The organism is Bordetella bronchiseptica (assembly GCF_900636925.1).
GTDB classification, from domain to species: Bacteria; Pseudomonadota; Gammaproteobacteria; order Burkholderiales; family Burkholderiaceae_B; genus Bordetella; species Bordetella pertussis.
On the sequence record NZ_LR134326.1, the window covers coordinates 1,880,294 to 1,894,120 of the forward strand.

General features: G+C 66.7%; 14 protein-coding genes. All 14 read left to right on the forward strand.

The features are described 5' to 3' along the window. Nucleotides 1-122: 122 nt before the first annotated feature. Nucleotides 123-2,417, forward strand: a complete 2,295-nt coding sequence (gene metE / locus EL288_RS08755; RefSeq protein ID WP_033458872.1) for a 5-methyltetrahydropteroyltriglutamate--homocysteine S-methyltransferase — start codon at nucleotides 123-125, stop codon at nucleotides 2,415-2,417. Between the two features lie 204 nt (nucleotides 2,418-2,621). Beyond that, nucleotides 2,622-3,224, forward strand: a complete 603-nt coding sequence (locus EL288_RS08760) for a DUF2889 domain-containing protein (protein WP_003812751.1) — start codon at nucleotides 2,622-2,624, stop codon at nucleotides 3,222-3,224. Between the two features lie 10 nt (nucleotides 3,225-3,234). Continuing rightward, nucleotides 3,235-4,395 (forward strand): ADP-forming succinate--CoA ligase subunit beta, encoded by a 1,161-nt coding sequence (gene sucC / locus EL288_RS08765; protein ID WP_126621910.1) that lies wholly within the window; start codon nucleotides 3,235-3,237, stop codon nucleotides 4,393-4,395. Between the two features lie 19 nt (nucleotides 4,396-4,414). Then, nucleotides 4,415-5,296 (forward strand): succinate--CoA ligase subunit alpha, encoded by an 882-nt coding sequence (gene sucD, locus EL288_RS08770; protein WP_003812748.1) that lies wholly within the window; start codon nucleotides 4,415-4,417, stop codon nucleotides 5,294-5,296. A 276-nt stretch (nucleotides 5,297-5,572) separates the two neighbouring features. Then, nucleotides 5,573-6,268, forward strand: coding sequence for a TerC family protein (locus tag EL288_RS08775; RefSeq protein WP_003812745.1), 696 nt, complete (start codon nucleotides 5,573-5,575; stop codon nucleotides 6,266-6,268). A 158-nt stretch (nucleotides 6,269-6,426) separates the two neighbouring features. Beyond that, on the forward strand, nucleotides 6,427-7,146 hold the full coding sequence (locus tag EL288_RS08780; RefSeq protein WP_010930986.1) for a TerC family protein: 720 nt from the start codon (nucleotides 6,427-6,429) through the stop codon (nucleotides 7,144-7,146). After that, complete coding sequence (locus EL288_RS24525) at nucleotides 7,133-7,255, forward strand: hypothetical protein (RefSeq protein ID WP_019247280.1); 123 nt, start codon at nucleotides 7,133-7,135, stop codon at nucleotides 7,253-7,255. The genes EL288_RS08780 and EL288_RS24525 overlap by 14 nt, the downstream gene beginning before the upstream one ends. Before the next feature lie 9 nt (nucleotides 7,256-7,264). Beyond that, nucleotides 7,265-8,209 carry a hydroxymethylbilane synthase gene (gene hemC / locus EL288_RS08785; RefSeq protein WP_003812742.1) on the forward strand — a complete coding sequence of 315 codons (945 nt, stop codon included), beginning with the start codon at nucleotides 7,265-7,267 and terminating at the stop codon, nucleotides 8,207-8,209. Between the two features lie 32 nt (nucleotides 8,210-8,241). After that, on the forward strand, nucleotides 8,242-9,030 hold the full coding sequence (locus tag EL288_RS08790; RefSeq protein ID WP_033446517.1) for a uroporphyrinogen-III synthase: 789 nt from the start codon (nucleotides 8,242-8,244) through the stop codon (nucleotides 9,028-9,030). Between the two features lie 37 nt (nucleotides 9,031-9,067). Then, entirely contained in the window at nucleotides 9,068-10,252 is a 1,185-nt protein-coding gene (locus EL288_RS08795) for a uroporphyrinogen-III C-methyltransferase (RefSeq protein WP_050486103.1), read from the forward strand. 3 nt (nucleotides 10,253-10,255) lie between these two features. Beyond that, complete coding sequence (locus EL288_RS08800) at nucleotides 10,256-11,851, forward strand: heme biosynthesis HemY N-terminal domain-containing protein (RefSeq protein ID WP_010926375.1); 1,596 nt, start codon at nucleotides 10,256-10,258, stop codon at nucleotides 11,849-11,851. 28 nt (nucleotides 11,852-11,879) lie between these two features. Then, nucleotides 11,880-12,416, forward strand: a complete 537-nt coding sequence (ppa, locus tag EL288_RS08805; protein ID WP_003812734.1) for an inorganic diphosphatase — start codon at nucleotides 11,880-11,882, stop codon at nucleotides 12,414-12,416. Between the two features lie 183 nt (nucleotides 12,417-12,599). After that, nucleotides 12,600-13,295 (forward strand): fumarylacetoacetate hydrolase family protein, encoded by a 696-nt coding sequence (locus tag EL288_RS08810; RefSeq protein WP_003812732.1) that lies wholly within the window; start codon nucleotides 12,600-12,602, stop codon nucleotides 13,293-13,295. A gap of 26 nt (nucleotides 13,296-13,321) precedes the next feature. Continuing rightward, nucleotides 13,322-13,453 (forward strand): entericidin A/B family lipoprotein, encoded by a 132-nt coding sequence (locus tag EL288_RS08815; RefSeq protein ID WP_003812730.1) that lies wholly within the window; start codon nucleotides 13,322-13,324, stop codon nucleotides 13,451-13,453. Nucleotides 13,454-13,827 lie beyond the last annotated feature (374 nt).

Sequence of the window (13,827 nt, forward strand, 5' to 3'; positions counted from 1 at the left end):
GCCTTTGGTTTTATATGAATAATACTCAACTTATGAATGTAGAGTTTGATTTTGATTCATGTGTTGATGATCGCACAATAGCGGCCTGACTTGAATAACTTTTGCGAAAGGCCGGTATTGTCATGACTATTATTCATAATCTGGGTTTTCCGCGCATCGGCGCCCAGCGCGAACTCAAGCGCGCCGTCGAAGCCTATTGGGCGGGCCGCCAGACCGCCGAGGCGCTGCATGAGACCGGCCGTGCCTTGCGCGCGGCCCATTGGCAGCGCCAGGCCGACGCCGGCGTGGCGTTCGTGCCGGTGGGCGATTTTGCATGGTATGACCACATCCTGGAGTGGACCACGCTGCTTGGCGCCGTGCCGGCCCGCTTTGGCCATCCCGAAGGCAAGCCGGTGGACCTGGACACCCTGTTTCGCATGGGCCGTGGCCGCGCGCCCAGCGGCAAGCCGGCCGCTGCCTGCGAAATGACCAAGTGGTTCGATACCAACTACCACTACATCGTCCCGGAACTGACGCCCGGACAGACCTTCCGCGTCGCCCGCGAAGACCTGTTCGAGCAGGTCAAGGAGGCCCAGGCCCTGGGGCACCGCGTCAAGCCGGTCATCCCGGGGCCGCTGACGTGGCTGTGGCTGGGCAAGGGCGATGCCTTTGCCCAGGGGGCCGGCGACATCGGCAAGCTGCAGTTGCTCGACGCCTTGCTGCCGGTCTATGGCGAAGTGCTCGAGCGCCTGGCGGGGCTGGGCGTCGAATGGGTGCAGATCGACGAGCCGGCGCTGGTGCTGGACTTGCCGCAGGCCTGGCGGGATGCCTATCAGGCTGTCTACGCCAAGCTGGCGGCCAGCCCGGTCAAGCTGTTGCTGGCCACCTATTTCGATGGCCTGAAGGACAATCTGGCCACCGCCCTGGCCCTGCCGGTGGCCGGCTTGCACGTGGACCTGGTGCGCGCGCCCGACCAGCTGAGCGACGTGGCAAGCGGGCTGCGCCCCGGCCAGGTGCTGTCGGCAGGCGTGATCAACGGCCGCAACATCTGGCGCACCGACCTCGATGCGGCGCTCGCGATGCTGGCGCCGGTGCGCGAGCAATTGCAGGAACGCCTGTGGCTGGCGCCGTCATGCTCGCTGCTGCACGTACCGGTGGACCTTGCCGGAGAAACCGAGCTTGACGCCGAGTTGCTCGGCTGGCTGTCGTTCGCCGTCCAGAAGCTGGACGAGCTGTGCCTGCTGGGCAAGGCGCTGGGCGGCGATGCCGACCCGGCGGTGCAGCAAGGGCTGGCCGCCCAGCGTGCCGCCCTGCAGGCGCGTCGCCAATCGCCTCGCATCCACAATCCGGCCGTGGCGCAACGCATGGCCGGGCAGGCCGGGGTGTCGCGCGAACGCGCGCCGTTCGGCCAGCGGATCGCGCGCCAGCAAAGCGAGTTGCGGCTGCCGGCCTTTCCCACCACCACGATCGGTTCCTTTCCGCAGACCGCAGAAATCCGTGCCCTGCGGCGCGACTGGAAGTCCGGCACGCTGACCGATTCGGCGTACGAGAACGCCATTCGCAAGGAAATCGAGGAAGTCATCCGCTTCCAGGAGAAGGTGGGCCTGGACGTGCTGGTGCATGGCGAACCCGAGCGCAACGACATGGTCGAGTACTTCGGCGAGTTGCTGGCCGGATTTGCCTTCACCAAGAACGGCTGGGTGCAGAGCTACGGCTCGCGCTGCGTCAAGCCGCCCATCATTTTCGGCGACGTCGCCCGGCCCGCGCCCATGACGGTGGGCTGGTCCGCCTACGCCCAATCGCTGACCGACAAGCCGGTCAAGGGCATGCTGACCGGGCCGGTGACGATCCTGCAGTGGTCGTTCGTGCGCGACGACCAGCCGCGCGAAGCCACTTGCCGCCAATTGGCGCTGGCCCTGCGCGACGAAGTGGTGGACCTGGAGGCTGCCGGAATCCGCGTGATCCAGATCGACGAGCCGGCCATCCGCGAAGGGCTGCCGCTGCGCCGGGCCGACTGGCGCGCCTATCTGGACTGGGCGGTCGACTGCTTCCGTCTGTCGACCGCCGGCGTGGGCGAGGCGACGCAGATCCATACCCATATGTGCTACTCCGAGTTCAACGACATCATCGAGTCGATCGCGGCCATGGACGCCGATGTGATCACTATCGAGACATCGCGTTCCAACATGGAGCTGCTCAAGGCGTTCGAGGATTTCCACTATCCCAATGACATCGGGCCTGGCGTGTATGACATCCATTCCCCCAACGTGCCGGAGGTGGACTGGATGGTGGAACTGATGCGCAAGGCTGCCGCGCGCCTGCCCAAGGAGCGCCTGTGGGTCAATCCGGACTGCGGCCTGAAGACGCGCGCCTGGCCCGAAACCGAAGCCGCCCTGATCGGCATGGTGCAGGCGGCCCGCACGCTGCGCGCCGCCTGACGGCGGGTAATCCGTATCCGTCCCCTTGCGGCGGCGCGGGGGGAGGCTGTCCCGGCCGGGGCGGGCCCCCGGCGCCGCGCCTGAAATTTGTGCGGCGCGTGCTCCGGGGGAGGGTCGGCCCGGGCCGCGTCGCCGGCAATCGGCTGCGTTATACTCCCCAGGATTTGCTGCCTTGCGTCAAAATCGCGCCCAGCAGGTTCGACCATGCCCTTGCCACCGCCGGATACCCCTCGCCAGCCCCTGCACACGCGTTCGATACGCGTGCAGTCTTATGGGCGCGAGGATGGCCTGTGGGATCTCGAAGCCGAGCTGATCGATTACAAGGGTTACGATTTTCCCAAGCGCGACGGCCAGCTTTTCAAGGCCGGCGAATTCATCCATCACATGCACTTGCGCATTACGATCGACGAGGCGTATACCATCATTGCGGCACAGGCCGTCTATGATGCCGCCCCGTACGACGGCGTGTGCACGAACATCGAACAAGCCTATCGCGACCTGGTCGGCATGAACCTGCTCAAGGGGTTTCGTCGCCAGGTCAAGGAGCGCTTCGGTCATGTCGCGGGCTGTACGCACATGACCGAGCTTTCGCAGGTGCTGCCGACAGCCGCCGTCCAGTCCATGGCCGGCCGGCGCCGTCAGAACAGCAACCCAGACAAGCGCCCGTTCCAGCTTGGCGGTTGCCATGCCTTGCGCACCGACGGTCCGGTCGTGCAGGAGCACTACCCCAAATGGTATACGGGCGCCAACGCCGGGTCGTCGGCCGATACGTCTTCCGATTCACCCTCTCTCTCTCATACGTCCTGACAGGTATCACATGAAAATCCACGAGTATCAAGGCAAGGAACTGCTGAAGCAGTTTGGCGTGACCGTGCCGCGCGGGATCCCCGTTTTTTCCGTAGACGAGGCCGTGGCTGCCGCTGAAAAGCTGGGTGGGCCGGTCTGGGTCGTCAAGGCGCAGATCCACGCGGGTGGCCGTGGCAAGGGCGGTGGCGTCAAACTGGGGCGTTCGATCGACGAAGTGCGCCAGCTGTCGTCGGAGATCCTCGGCATGCAGCTGGTCACGCACCAGACCGGCCCGCAAGGCCAGAAAGTGCGCCGCCTGCTGATCGAAGAGGGCGCGGACATCAAGAAGGAATACTACGTTGGCATCGTGACCGACCGTGGCACGCAGCGCGTGTGCGTCATGGCTTCCAGCGAAGGCGGCATGGACATCGAGGAAGTGGCCGCGCACAGCCCGGAGAAGATCCTGAAGGTCTTCGTTGATCCGGCCGCCGGCCTGACCGACGCCGAGGCCGCCGAACTGGCGCGCGGCATCGGCGTGCCCGAAGCCTCCGTGGGCAAGGCTGCCGCCGAATTCCAGAAGCTGTACAAGGCGTACTGGGACACCGACGCCTCGCTGGCTGAAATCAACCCCCTGATCCTGACCGGCAGCGGCGACATCATCGCGCTGGACGCCAAGTTCAACTTCGATTCGAACGCGCTGTTCCGCCACCCCGAGATCGTGGCCTACCGCGATCTGGACGAGGAAGACCCGGCCGAAATCGAAGCCAGCAAGTTCGACCTGGCCTATATCCAGCTCGACGGCAACATCGGCTGCCTGGTCAACGGCGCCGGCCTGGCCATGGCCACCATGGATACCATCAAGCTGTTCGGCGGCGAGCCGGCCAACTTCCTGGACGTCGGCGGTGGCGCCACGGCCGAGAAGGTCACCGAAGCATTCAAGATCATGCTCAAGAACAAGAGCGTGAAGGCGATTCTGGTCAACATCTTCGGCGGCATCATGCGCTGCGACGTGATCGCCGAAGGCGTGATCACGGCGTGCAAGGCGGTCAACCTGAATGTGCCGCTGGTCGTGCGCATGAAGGGCACCAACGAAGAGCTCGGCAAGAAAATGCTGGCCGAATCGGGCCTGCCGATCATCAGCGCCGACACGATGGCCGAAGCGGCCACCAAAGTCGTTGCCGCCGTCAAATAAAATTGCCAAGGATTCACAAATGTCGATTCTGATCAACAAGGACACCAAAGTCATCACCCAGGGCATCACGGGCAAGACGGGTCAGTTCCATACCCGCATGTGCCGCGAGTACGCCAACGGCAAGGCCGCCTTCGTGGCCGGCGTGAACCCCAAGAAGGCCGGTGAGGATTTCGAAGGCGTGCCCATCTACGCCAACGTCAAGGACGCCAAGGCGGATACCGGCGCTACCGTGTCGGTGATCTACGTGCCGCCGGCGGGCGCCGCGGCCGCGATCTGGGAGGCCGTCGAGGCCGAACTGGACCTGGTGATCTGCATTACCGAAGGCATTCCCGTGCGCGACATGCTGGAAGTGAAGAACCGCATGCAGGCCATGAACAGCAAGACGCTGCTGCTGGGCCCGAACTGCCCCGGCCTGATCACGCCCGACGAAATCAAGATCGGGATCATGCCCGGCCACATCCACCGCAAGGGCCGCATCGGCATCGTCAGCCGCTCCGGCACGCTGACCTACGAAGCCGTGGCGCAAGTCACCGAGCTCGGCCTGGGCCAGTCCAGCGCCGTGGGCATCGGCGGCGATCCCATCAACGGCCTGAAGCACGTCGACGTGCTCAAGCTGTTCAATGACGATCCCGACACCGACGCCGTCATCATGATCGGCGAGATCGGCGGTCCGGACGAAGTCAATGCCGCGCAGTGGGCCAAGGACAACATGAAGAAGCCCGTGGTCGGCTTCATCGCCGGTGTCACCGCGCCGGCCGGCAAGCGCATGGGCCATGCTGGCGCCCTGATCTCGGGCGGCGCCGACACGGCCGATGCCAAGCTGGAAGTGATGGAAGCGTGCGGTATCCGTACCACGCGCAACCCGTCGGAAATGGGCAAGCTGCTCAAGTCCGTGCTGTAATCACGCGCCGGACAGCCCGCCTGTCCCAGGACGGCCCGCGATCGCGGGCCGTTTTTTTTTCGCATGCCGCGGCCGGCTGAAAGCGGATTGAAAGAATATTGAAAGTGAATTGAAAAGAGAGGAATTCGCGCGAACCTATAATCAAAAGCGAGGGGCTTTTCGATTTGCCTGTCCACCCACGCACCAAGAATGCCGCCAGGGCTCGCCTGGTCGAAGGCGGCCACGCGTGTCTTGTGTTTGTTCAATCCTAGGGGATCATCACTAGGAAAGAGAGGAATGGAACTTAGTTCTGCGGCGTTCTGGATCGCCTTGCTCCAGATTATTTGGGTAAACATACTGCTATCGGGAGACAACGCCGTGGTGATCGCGCTGGCCGCGCGCTCGCTACCCCCGGATCAGCAGAAGAAGGCCATCGTGGTCGGGTCGGCCGCGGCAATCGTGATGCGTATCGTGCTGACGCTGGTGGCCGCCAAGTTGCTGCTGCTGCCCTGGCTGAAGCTGATCGGGGCCGCGCTGCTGGTCTATATCGGCGTGTCGCTGCTGCTGCCCGAGGGCGAGGACGATGGCGCGGAAAAGGGCCATGGCTCGCTGCTTGTCGCGATCCGGACCATCATGATCGCCGACCTGGTCATGAGCCTGGACAACGTGGTGGCTGTCGCCGCCGCGGCCATGGGCGACACCACGCTGCTGGTGCTGGGCCTGGCCATCAGCATCCCGCTGGTCATATTCGGTAGCGCACTGTTGCTCAAGGTGATCGAGCGTTTTCCCATCATCGTCTGGGTGGGGGCGGCGCTGCTGGGTTTCATCGCCGGCGAACTGCTGGTGGGCGATCCTGCACTGGAAGAATCGGTGGCGCGGATCGACACCATGCTGGGTGTCACGCAACACGATTTCGCGCTGATGGTAGGCGCAATTGGTGCAATCCTGGTGCTGGCGCTGGGCAAAATTTTCCAGGCCAGGCAACGGGCCTGACGCAAAGCTGAACTACAATAGCGGGCTGTTCGGGCCCCGCCTTCAGGCGGGGCTGACCAGCCCGTTTTCTTTTGGCCGCGTTTTGCCACGGCGAGGCTGACGGCGGTCTTCCCGGTATTTCTCCGGTTTTTACAAATAACGCCTGTTGGGGGTTCCAAGTGCTTGAGTTTTTCCAGACGCTGAGTTGGGCGGCAGTCTTCCAGATCATCCTCATCGACATCCTGCTGGGTGGCGACAACGCGGTCGTGATCGCGCTGGCGTGTCGAAATCTCGCGCCCAAGCAGCGCATGCAAGGCATCCTGTGGGGGACGGCCGGCGCCATCATCCTGCGCGTGGTGCTGATTGCCTTCGCCCTCACGCTGCTGAACATCCCGTTCCTGAAGGTCGTGGGCGGCCTGTTGCTGGTCTGGATCGGCGTCAAGCTGCTGGTGCCCGAGGACGAAGGGCATGACAGCATCAAGGGCGGCACGTCCATCGTCGCCGCGGTCAAGACCATCATCATCGCCGACTTCGTGATGAGCCTGGACAACGTCATCGCCATTGCCGGCGCGGCGCAGAACGCCCATGCCGACCACCAGATCGGCCTGGTGGTCTTCGGCCTGGTGGTCAGCGTGCCCATCATCATCTGGGGCAGCACGCTGGTGCTCAAGCTGATCGACCGCTTCCCGATGGTCGTCACCTTCGGCGCGGCGCTGCTGGGCTGGATCGCCGGCGGCATGCTGATTACCGACGTGTTTGTCGTGCGTCAATTCGGCGAACAGCCCAGCGCGGTTAAAATCGGCGTTGAAATTGCCGGTGCGCTGCTCGTCGTTCTCCTCGGGCGGTGGCTGGCAAGCCGTAAAACCGCTTCCAAGGAATCCGTCAATGAGTCTGCGTAAGACTTCCAACCCCCAGCAAAACGAATCGGGCCTGAGCCTGCTGCAAGGCCTGTTCGTGCTGGCCATCCTGGGGGTGGTGGCTTCGGTCATCGTCTCCAGCTTTCTCTGACGCCCTGACGTGGCCGCTGTAGAACGCCTGACCATCGCCACGCGCGCCAGCCGGCTTGCCTTGTGGCAAGCCGAGCATGTGCGCGATCTGCTGCGCGCGCGCTACCCGGCGTGCAGCGTCGAGTTGCTGACGCTGACCACGCGCGGCGACCAGATCCTGGACCGCACCCTGTCCAAGGTGGGCGGCAAGGGCTTGTTCGTCAAGGAACTCGAAACCGCCTTGCTCGACGGCCGCGCCGATCTCGCGGTGCATTCGCTCAAGGACGTGCCGGTGGACCTGCACGCGCCGTTCGAGCTGAGCTGCGTGCTCGAGCGCGCCGATCCGCGCGATGCGTTCGTCTCCAACGATTACGGCAGCCTGGCCGACCTGCCGCCCGGGGCGGCGGTCGGCACGTCCAGCCTGCGGCGCGAGTCGCAGATCCGCGCCCGCTATCCGCACCTGGTTGTCAAGCCGCTGCGGGGCAATCTCGATACGCGCCTGGGCAAGCTGGACAACGGCGATTACGCCGCCATCGTGCTGGCCGCGGCGGGCCTGGAGCGCCTGGGCCTGGCCGCCCGCATCCGTGCGCTGCTGGAACCGGCCGACAGCCTGCCCGCGGCCGGGCAGGGCGCGCTGGGCATCGAGATCCTGCAGGGCCGCGCCGATGTGCGCGCCATGCTGGCGCCGCTGGGCGACGCCGCCACCCTGGCCTGCGTGACCGCCGAGCGCGCGGTCTCGCGCATGCTGGGCGGATCGTGCCAGGTGCCGCTGGCGGCCTATGCCCGTATCGATGGCGATGAGCTCGCCTTGCGCGCGCTGGTCGCCGCGCCCGACGGCCGCCGCATCGTGCGGGCCGAGCGCCGCGGTCCGCGCGACCAGGCCCAGGCCATCGGCGAGTCGGCCGCGCGCGACTTGCTGGCCGACGGCGCCGACGCAATACTGGCCGAATTGCTGCCAACCTCGCCCGCGCCTTGACAGGGCGGTCGGGCCCTCGCGGGGGCTTGCCTATGTCGCAGATTGCCATCCTGACACGGCCGCAAGGCCGCAATGGCGCGCTTGCGCAACGCCTGCACGAGGCCGGCTGGCAGACCCTTTGCCTGCCGGCCTTGCGCATCGAGCCGTTGCCGCCCGAAAACGGCGCGGTGCCGCTGCCGCGCGACTACGACCTGGTGGTGTTTGTCAGCGGCAACGCGGCGCGCCTGTACCTGGAGCAGCTGGGGGAGCGGGGGCAATTGCCATGGCCGGCAGGCGCGGTCGCCGCCACCGTGGGCCCGGCCAGTGCCCGCGCCCTGCTGGATTCGGGCCAGTTTGGCGCCGATACAACAGTTTTGCACCCTGCGGAAACCGCGCCCACCCACGATTCGGAAGCCTTGTGGGCCTTGTTGCGGGCGCGCCCGGCATTGCCGCGCCGCGCGCTGCTGGTGCGCGGCACCCAAGGGCGCGACTGGCTGGCCGATCGCCTGGCCGCGGCTGGCGTGGAGGTCAGCCGCCACGCCGTCTACCGCCGGCGGCCCGCGCCCTGGGCGCAGGAGGGGCGCCAGCGCCTGCGCGACTGGGCCCGGGCGGGCGAGCGCCCGACCTGGCTGCTCACCAGCGGCGAGGGCATCGACGCGCTGGTTCAGGGCCTGCGCGAGGAGCAATTGCTGGACTGGTGGCTGCAAGGCCGTTTCGTCGTCACGCACCCCGTGCTGGCCGAGCGGCTGCGGGCGCTGGCCGGTGGCGGGGCCGATGCGCCAATGGTAAAAAACTGCATGCCTGCCGATGAGGCGATCTTCGCGACTTTTGTTGCGGCTTGAATCGTCGTTACATGCCATCACCGAATACAATCGCGTCATGACAGACAACACCTCCGCTACTCCGCCCGGCACCGTACCGGGTACGCCGGGCACGGCCGCCGCCGACGAGGCCGTCGCGAGCCAGTCGCGCAAGGGCAAGGGCGTAAACAGTACGCTCGTTACCGCGCTTATCATCGTCATCCTGCTGGCCGTCGGCCTGGGGTGGGCCGCGTGGCTGCAGCGCAAGCAATTCGTCAGCGCCGGCCAGGAAGTGGCCGCCCGTCTCAATACGCTGGGCGCCGAGCTGACGCAGTCGCGCAACGACATGCGCGAGGCGCTGGCGCTGGCGCAGGCGCAGTCCGGCAAGGTGGCCGAGCTCGAAGGCAAGGTGCGCGAAGCGCAAAGCCAGTACAGCGCGCTGCAGCAGGCGCTGCAGAACCTCAACGACGGCGCCAGCGACGAAATGCTGGCCAACGACATCGAGCGCCTGATCACCATCGCCAGCCAGCAACTGCGCCTGGCCGGCAATGTCAGCAATGCCATCGTGGCCCTGGAAACGGCCCAGGCTCGCCTGGCGCGCGCCGACCGGCCGCGCTTTGCCAGCCTGCAGCAAAGCATCAACGGCGACCTGGACCGCCTGCGCGCGGTCGGCGTGGTCGACATCGCGGCTCAATCGGCCCGCATCGATCGCCTGGTGGCCCTGGTGGGCCGGGCGCCGCTGCTGGTGCCCGACGCGGCCGCGCCTGGCGTGACCGCCGTGCCCCAGGCGAACGAGGCCGTGCCGGCCAGCGTCGATCCGGGCGCCGACCTGCCGGCCGACGCCGCCTGGTGGCACCGCTGGCAGGCCGAGATCGCCTCCTGGCCAGGCCGCGCCGGCAGTGCGCTGGCCCATGAGCTGGGCGACCTGATCCGCGTGCAGCGTGTCGATCAGCCCACGGCGCTGCTGCTTTCGCCCGAGCAGGCCGGCCAGCTGCGTTCCACGCTGCGCCAGCGCCTGCTCACGGCGCAGTTGTCGATGCTGATGCGCCAGCCCGCCGTCTGGAAGAGCGAACTGGATGCGGTGGCCGCGACCCTGGCCCAGTATTTCGACGGCAAGGCGCCTGATACCGTCGCCGCGCTGGCGCTGGCCCGCGAACTGGGACAGGTCGAGATCGCCGTGCGCGTCCCCGATGTGGCCGACAGCCTCAACGGCATTGCGGCCCTGCGCGCGGCCGGCTTCAACGCCGACGGGCAACAGGACTGACGCATGCGTACCTGGTTCTGGACTCTATTGTTGGCCGTTGTCGCGGTGGCGCTGGCCGTCGTGCTGCGCGCCCACGCGGGCAACGTCTTGCTGCTGGTCTGGCCGTGGCGCATCGAGTTGTCGCTGACGCTGACGGTATTGCTGTTGGTGGCCGCCTTCGTCACGCTGTACATCGGCCTGCGCCTGCTGGCCTGGCTGGTGGCCATTCCCGATCGCTTGCGCGCCTGGCGCGGCCGCCGTGCCCAGGAACGCGACCACGAGCTGCTCGAACGCGGCTGGATCGGCCTGCTGGAAGGGCGTTTCGCGCAGGCCGAGAAAGACCTGTCGAAGCTGTTCGACCAGACCAAGGTGCGCAGCCGCCGCGTCCTGGCGGCGCTGTCGGGCGCGCGCGCGGCGCATAACCTGGGCGAGTACGAGCGCCGGGACCGCATGCTGGAATCCGCTCGCGAACAGGCAGGCGAGGATGCCGGGCTGCAGGAAGCCACCGCCACGGTATCGGCCGACATGCTGCTGGACCAGGGGCGCGCCCAGCAGGCGCTGGACCTGCTGGAGCCGCTGCAGGACGGCGGCGCGCGCCATCTGCACACCATGCGCCTGCTGCTGCGCGCCGAGACGGCCTTGCAGCATCACGAGCGCGTCTTCATGCTGGCGCGCGGCCTGTTGCGCCGCAATGCCATCGGCAAGGCCGAGGCCGAGCAGCTGATCGACAGCGCGGGCGCCGCGCGCCTGCGCGCAGGCATGGCCGTGGACCAATGGCGCCCCATCTGGAAAGACCTCAAGAGCGATGAGCGGCTGTTGCCGAACATCGCGCTGGCCGGCGCCGCCGCCTTCGAGGACGCGGGCGAGGCCAGCGAGGCCGCGCGCATTCTCGAGGCCGCGGTAGCGGTCAAGTTCAACCCCGCGCTGGTGGCCGCCTATGCGCGCTGCGATGCCGCCCAGGTGCCGCACCGCCTTGCCAAGGCCGAGACCTGGCTGCAGCAGCGTCCGGCCGATACCGACCTGCTGACGGCGCTGGGCCTGCTGTGCCTGAACGGACAGCTGTGGGGGCAGGCAGAGCGCTATCTGCAACGCAGCGTCAGCCGGCGCAACGATCCGCAGGCGCATGCCTTGCTGGGCAGCCTGTACGACAGGCTGGACCGGCCCGCCGACGCGGCGCGCCACTGGCGCCAGGCCACCGCGGCGCGCGTGGCGCTGCCGGTGCTGGCGGCGGACATCGCGTTGCCGGCGGCCGACACCAAGGCCGACCCCGCGTGGCTGGACGCCGAGCGCGAGTACGTGCCCAATATGTCGGAATACACCGCGCCCGTCATCGCCGACGCGCCGCCCGAGGTCGAGCCGGGCGCTGTCGACTATGTGCTCGATCCGGATGCGCGCGCAGCGGGCGAACACGAGCCCGCGTCCGCCGTCGCGCCCGAACCCGTCAGCGTGCCGCCGCGCACCGCCATCGATATCGAAGACTACTTCGACAGCGCGCCCATTCCGGCGGCCGCCATCGAAGCGCCGGTCTCGAGCTATCGCGCCGGCGGGGACGACGAGCAACCGGCCAAGCCCGGCGGCGCCGTATCATCCGCCGGCCCGGCGTCCGGCGACAAAGCCTGATTTCATTTTCATCAAGACAAGGTCAATCATGAGTCTAGATCGTGTCGCTCCTGGCAAGAAGCTGCCGGACGATTTCAACGTCATCATCGAAATCCCCATGAACGCCGACCCGGTGAAGTACGAGGTCGACAAGGAGTCCGGCGCGATTTTCGTCGACCGCTTCATGCTGACGGCCATGCACTATCCGTGCAACTACGGCTACATCCCGCAGACGCTGTCGGAAGATGGCGATCCCGCCGACGTGCTGGTTCTCACGCCGTTCCCGATCCAGATTGGCGCCGTGGTGCGCTGCCGCGCCATTGGCGTGCTGGAGATGGACGACGAGTCCGGCGGCGATGCCAAGCTGCTGGCAGTGCCCATCGAGAAGCTGTACCCCCCGTACCGCAACATCAAGTCGTACGAGGACCTGCCGGCCGAAGACGTCAGCCGCATCCAGCATTTCTTCGAGCACTACAAGGATCTGGAAAAGGGCAAGTGGGTCAAGGTCAAGGGTTGGAAGGGCGTGGACGCCGCGCACGAGGAAATCGTGCGCAGCGCCGAGCGCTACGCCAAGGGCCAGGCCTGAGATAGATTGGCCGCCTGGGGCGGCCGGCGGCGCGGAAGCGACGGCAGGCAGCCGCTCGCATCCGCGCCGTTTTGCGTCATGCGCCGGGCGCGCCGCGCGCGGCCTGGCCCGAAGCGTATAAACTCGCGCATTGAATATTCTCGCCGGCGTTGTCCGGCCTTGTGTGCTACGAGGTCAAATCACATGGATTACGTATTTCCCCCTTCGCCGCCGGCGGCCGTGCCGGTGGCAGGCGGCAACGCCCGCTTCCCGGTGCGCCGCGTCTATTGCGTGGGCCGCAACTACGCCGAGCATGCCAAGGAAATGGGCTTCACCGGCCGCGAAGATCCGTTCTTCTTCTGCAAGCCTGCCGACGCCATCCTGTCGGTGGCCGATGGCGCCACGGGCGAAATGCCGTACCCGCCCAAAACGGCCAACCTGCACTACGAAATGGAGCTGGTCGTCGTGCTGGGCAAGGGCGGGCGCGACCTGACCGTCGAGCAGGCCGACGAATGCGTATGGGGCTACGCCCTGGGCCTGGACATGACGCGCCGCGACCTGCAGGGCGAGGCCAAGAAGCAGGGCCGTCCCTGGGAAGTGGGCAAGGCTTTCGATCTCTCGGCGCCGCTCGGCCCCATCCATCCGCGCAGTGCCGTCGGCACGCTGGACAAAGGCGCCATCTGGCTGGACGTCAATGGCGAGCGCAAGCAATCCAGCGACATTTCGCAGATGATCTGGAACATCCCGGAAAGCATCGCCTATCTGTCGGGCCTGTTCGAGCTGCAACCGGGCGACATCATTTTCACCGGCACGCCGGAAGGCGTGGGCGCGGTGGTCAAGGGAGACGTCATCGTCGGTGGCGTCGAGGGCCTGGGCGAGCTGCGCGTACGCATCGCCTGAACAGAGCGTAACGGCGGAGATCTCATATGCGCAGCAAGATAGTGCTGACGGCTTTCGTGGTGTTTGGATTCGTCCTGCAGGGCTGCAACACCGTTGCAGGAATGGGCAAGGACATGTCCGATGCGGGCAGTGCCATTACCCACGCTGCCGAGAAGTAGCCGGCCCGCGCCGGCATGATGCAAGCCCCCGGTTGCTCCGGGGGTTTTTTTTGCCGCCGGGCCGTCCCAAGGCAAAAAGGCCCCCTTGGGGGGCAGCAAGCCCGCGCAGCGGGCGCAGCGTGGGGGCGTTTTTTTGCCGCCGGGCCGTCCCAAGGCAAAAAGGCCCCCTTGGGGGGCAGCAAGCCCGCGCAGCGGGCGCAGCGTGGGGGCGTTTTTTTGCCGCCGGGCCGTCCCAAGGCAAAAAGGCCCCCTTGGGGGGCAGCAAGCCCGCGCAGCGGGCGCAGCGTGGGGGCATTCTTTTCCGCGGCGTCCACGGACGGCCGGCGCCGGCGCGCGTCGAGTCAAGTCCCGATGACACATTGATCCGGCTCGGC

Excerpts from the sequence above, each read along its gene's own strand:
- ppa (WP_003812734.1), top strand. The coding sequence starts at position 11,880 with ATGAGTCTAGATCGTGTCGCTCCTGGCAAGAAGCTGCCGGACGATTTC.
- EL288_RS24525 (WP_019247280.1), top strand. The coding sequence starts at position 7,133 with ATGAGTCTGCGTAAGACTTCCAACCCCCAGCAAAACGAATCGGGCCTG.
- EL288_RS08775 (WP_003812745.1), top strand. The coding sequence starts at position 5,573 with ATGGAACTTAGTTCTGCGGCGTTCTGGATCGCCTTGCTCCAGATTATT.
- EL288_RS08795 (WP_050486103.1), top strand. The coding sequence starts at position 9,068 with ATGACAGACAACACCTCCGCTACTCCGCCCGGCACCGTACCGGGTACG.
- EL288_RS08800 (WP_010926375.1), top strand. The coding sequence starts at position 10,256 with ATGCGTACCTGGTTCTGGACTCTATTGTTGGCCGTTGTCGCGGTGGCG.
- sucD (WP_003812748.1), top strand. The coding sequence starts at position 4,415 with ATGTCGATTCTGATCAACAAGGACACCAAAGTCATCACCCAGGGCATC.
- metE (WP_033458872.1), top strand. The coding sequence starts at position 123 with ATGACTATTATTCATAATCTGGGTTTTCCGCGCATCGGCGCCCAGCGC.
- EL288_RS08790 (WP_033446517.1), top strand. The coding sequence starts at position 8,242 with ATGTCGCAGATTGCCATCCTGACACGGCCGCAAGGCCGCAATGGCGCG.
- EL288_RS08760 (WP_003812751.1), top strand. The coding sequence starts at position 2,622 with ATGCCCTTGCCACCGCCGGATACCCCTCGCCAGCCCCTGCACACGCGT.
- sucC (WP_126621910.1), top strand. The coding sequence starts at position 3,235 with ATGAAAATCCACGAGTATCAAGGCAAGGAACTGCTGAAGCAGTTTGGC.
- EL288_RS08815 (WP_003812730.1), top strand. The coding sequence starts at position 13,322 with ATGCGCAGCAAGATAGTGCTGACGGCTTTCGTGGTGTTTGGATTCGTC.
- EL288_RS08810 (WP_003812732.1), top strand. The coding sequence starts at position 12,600 with ATGGATTACGTATTTCCCCCTTCGCCGCCGGCGGCCGTGCCGGTGGCA.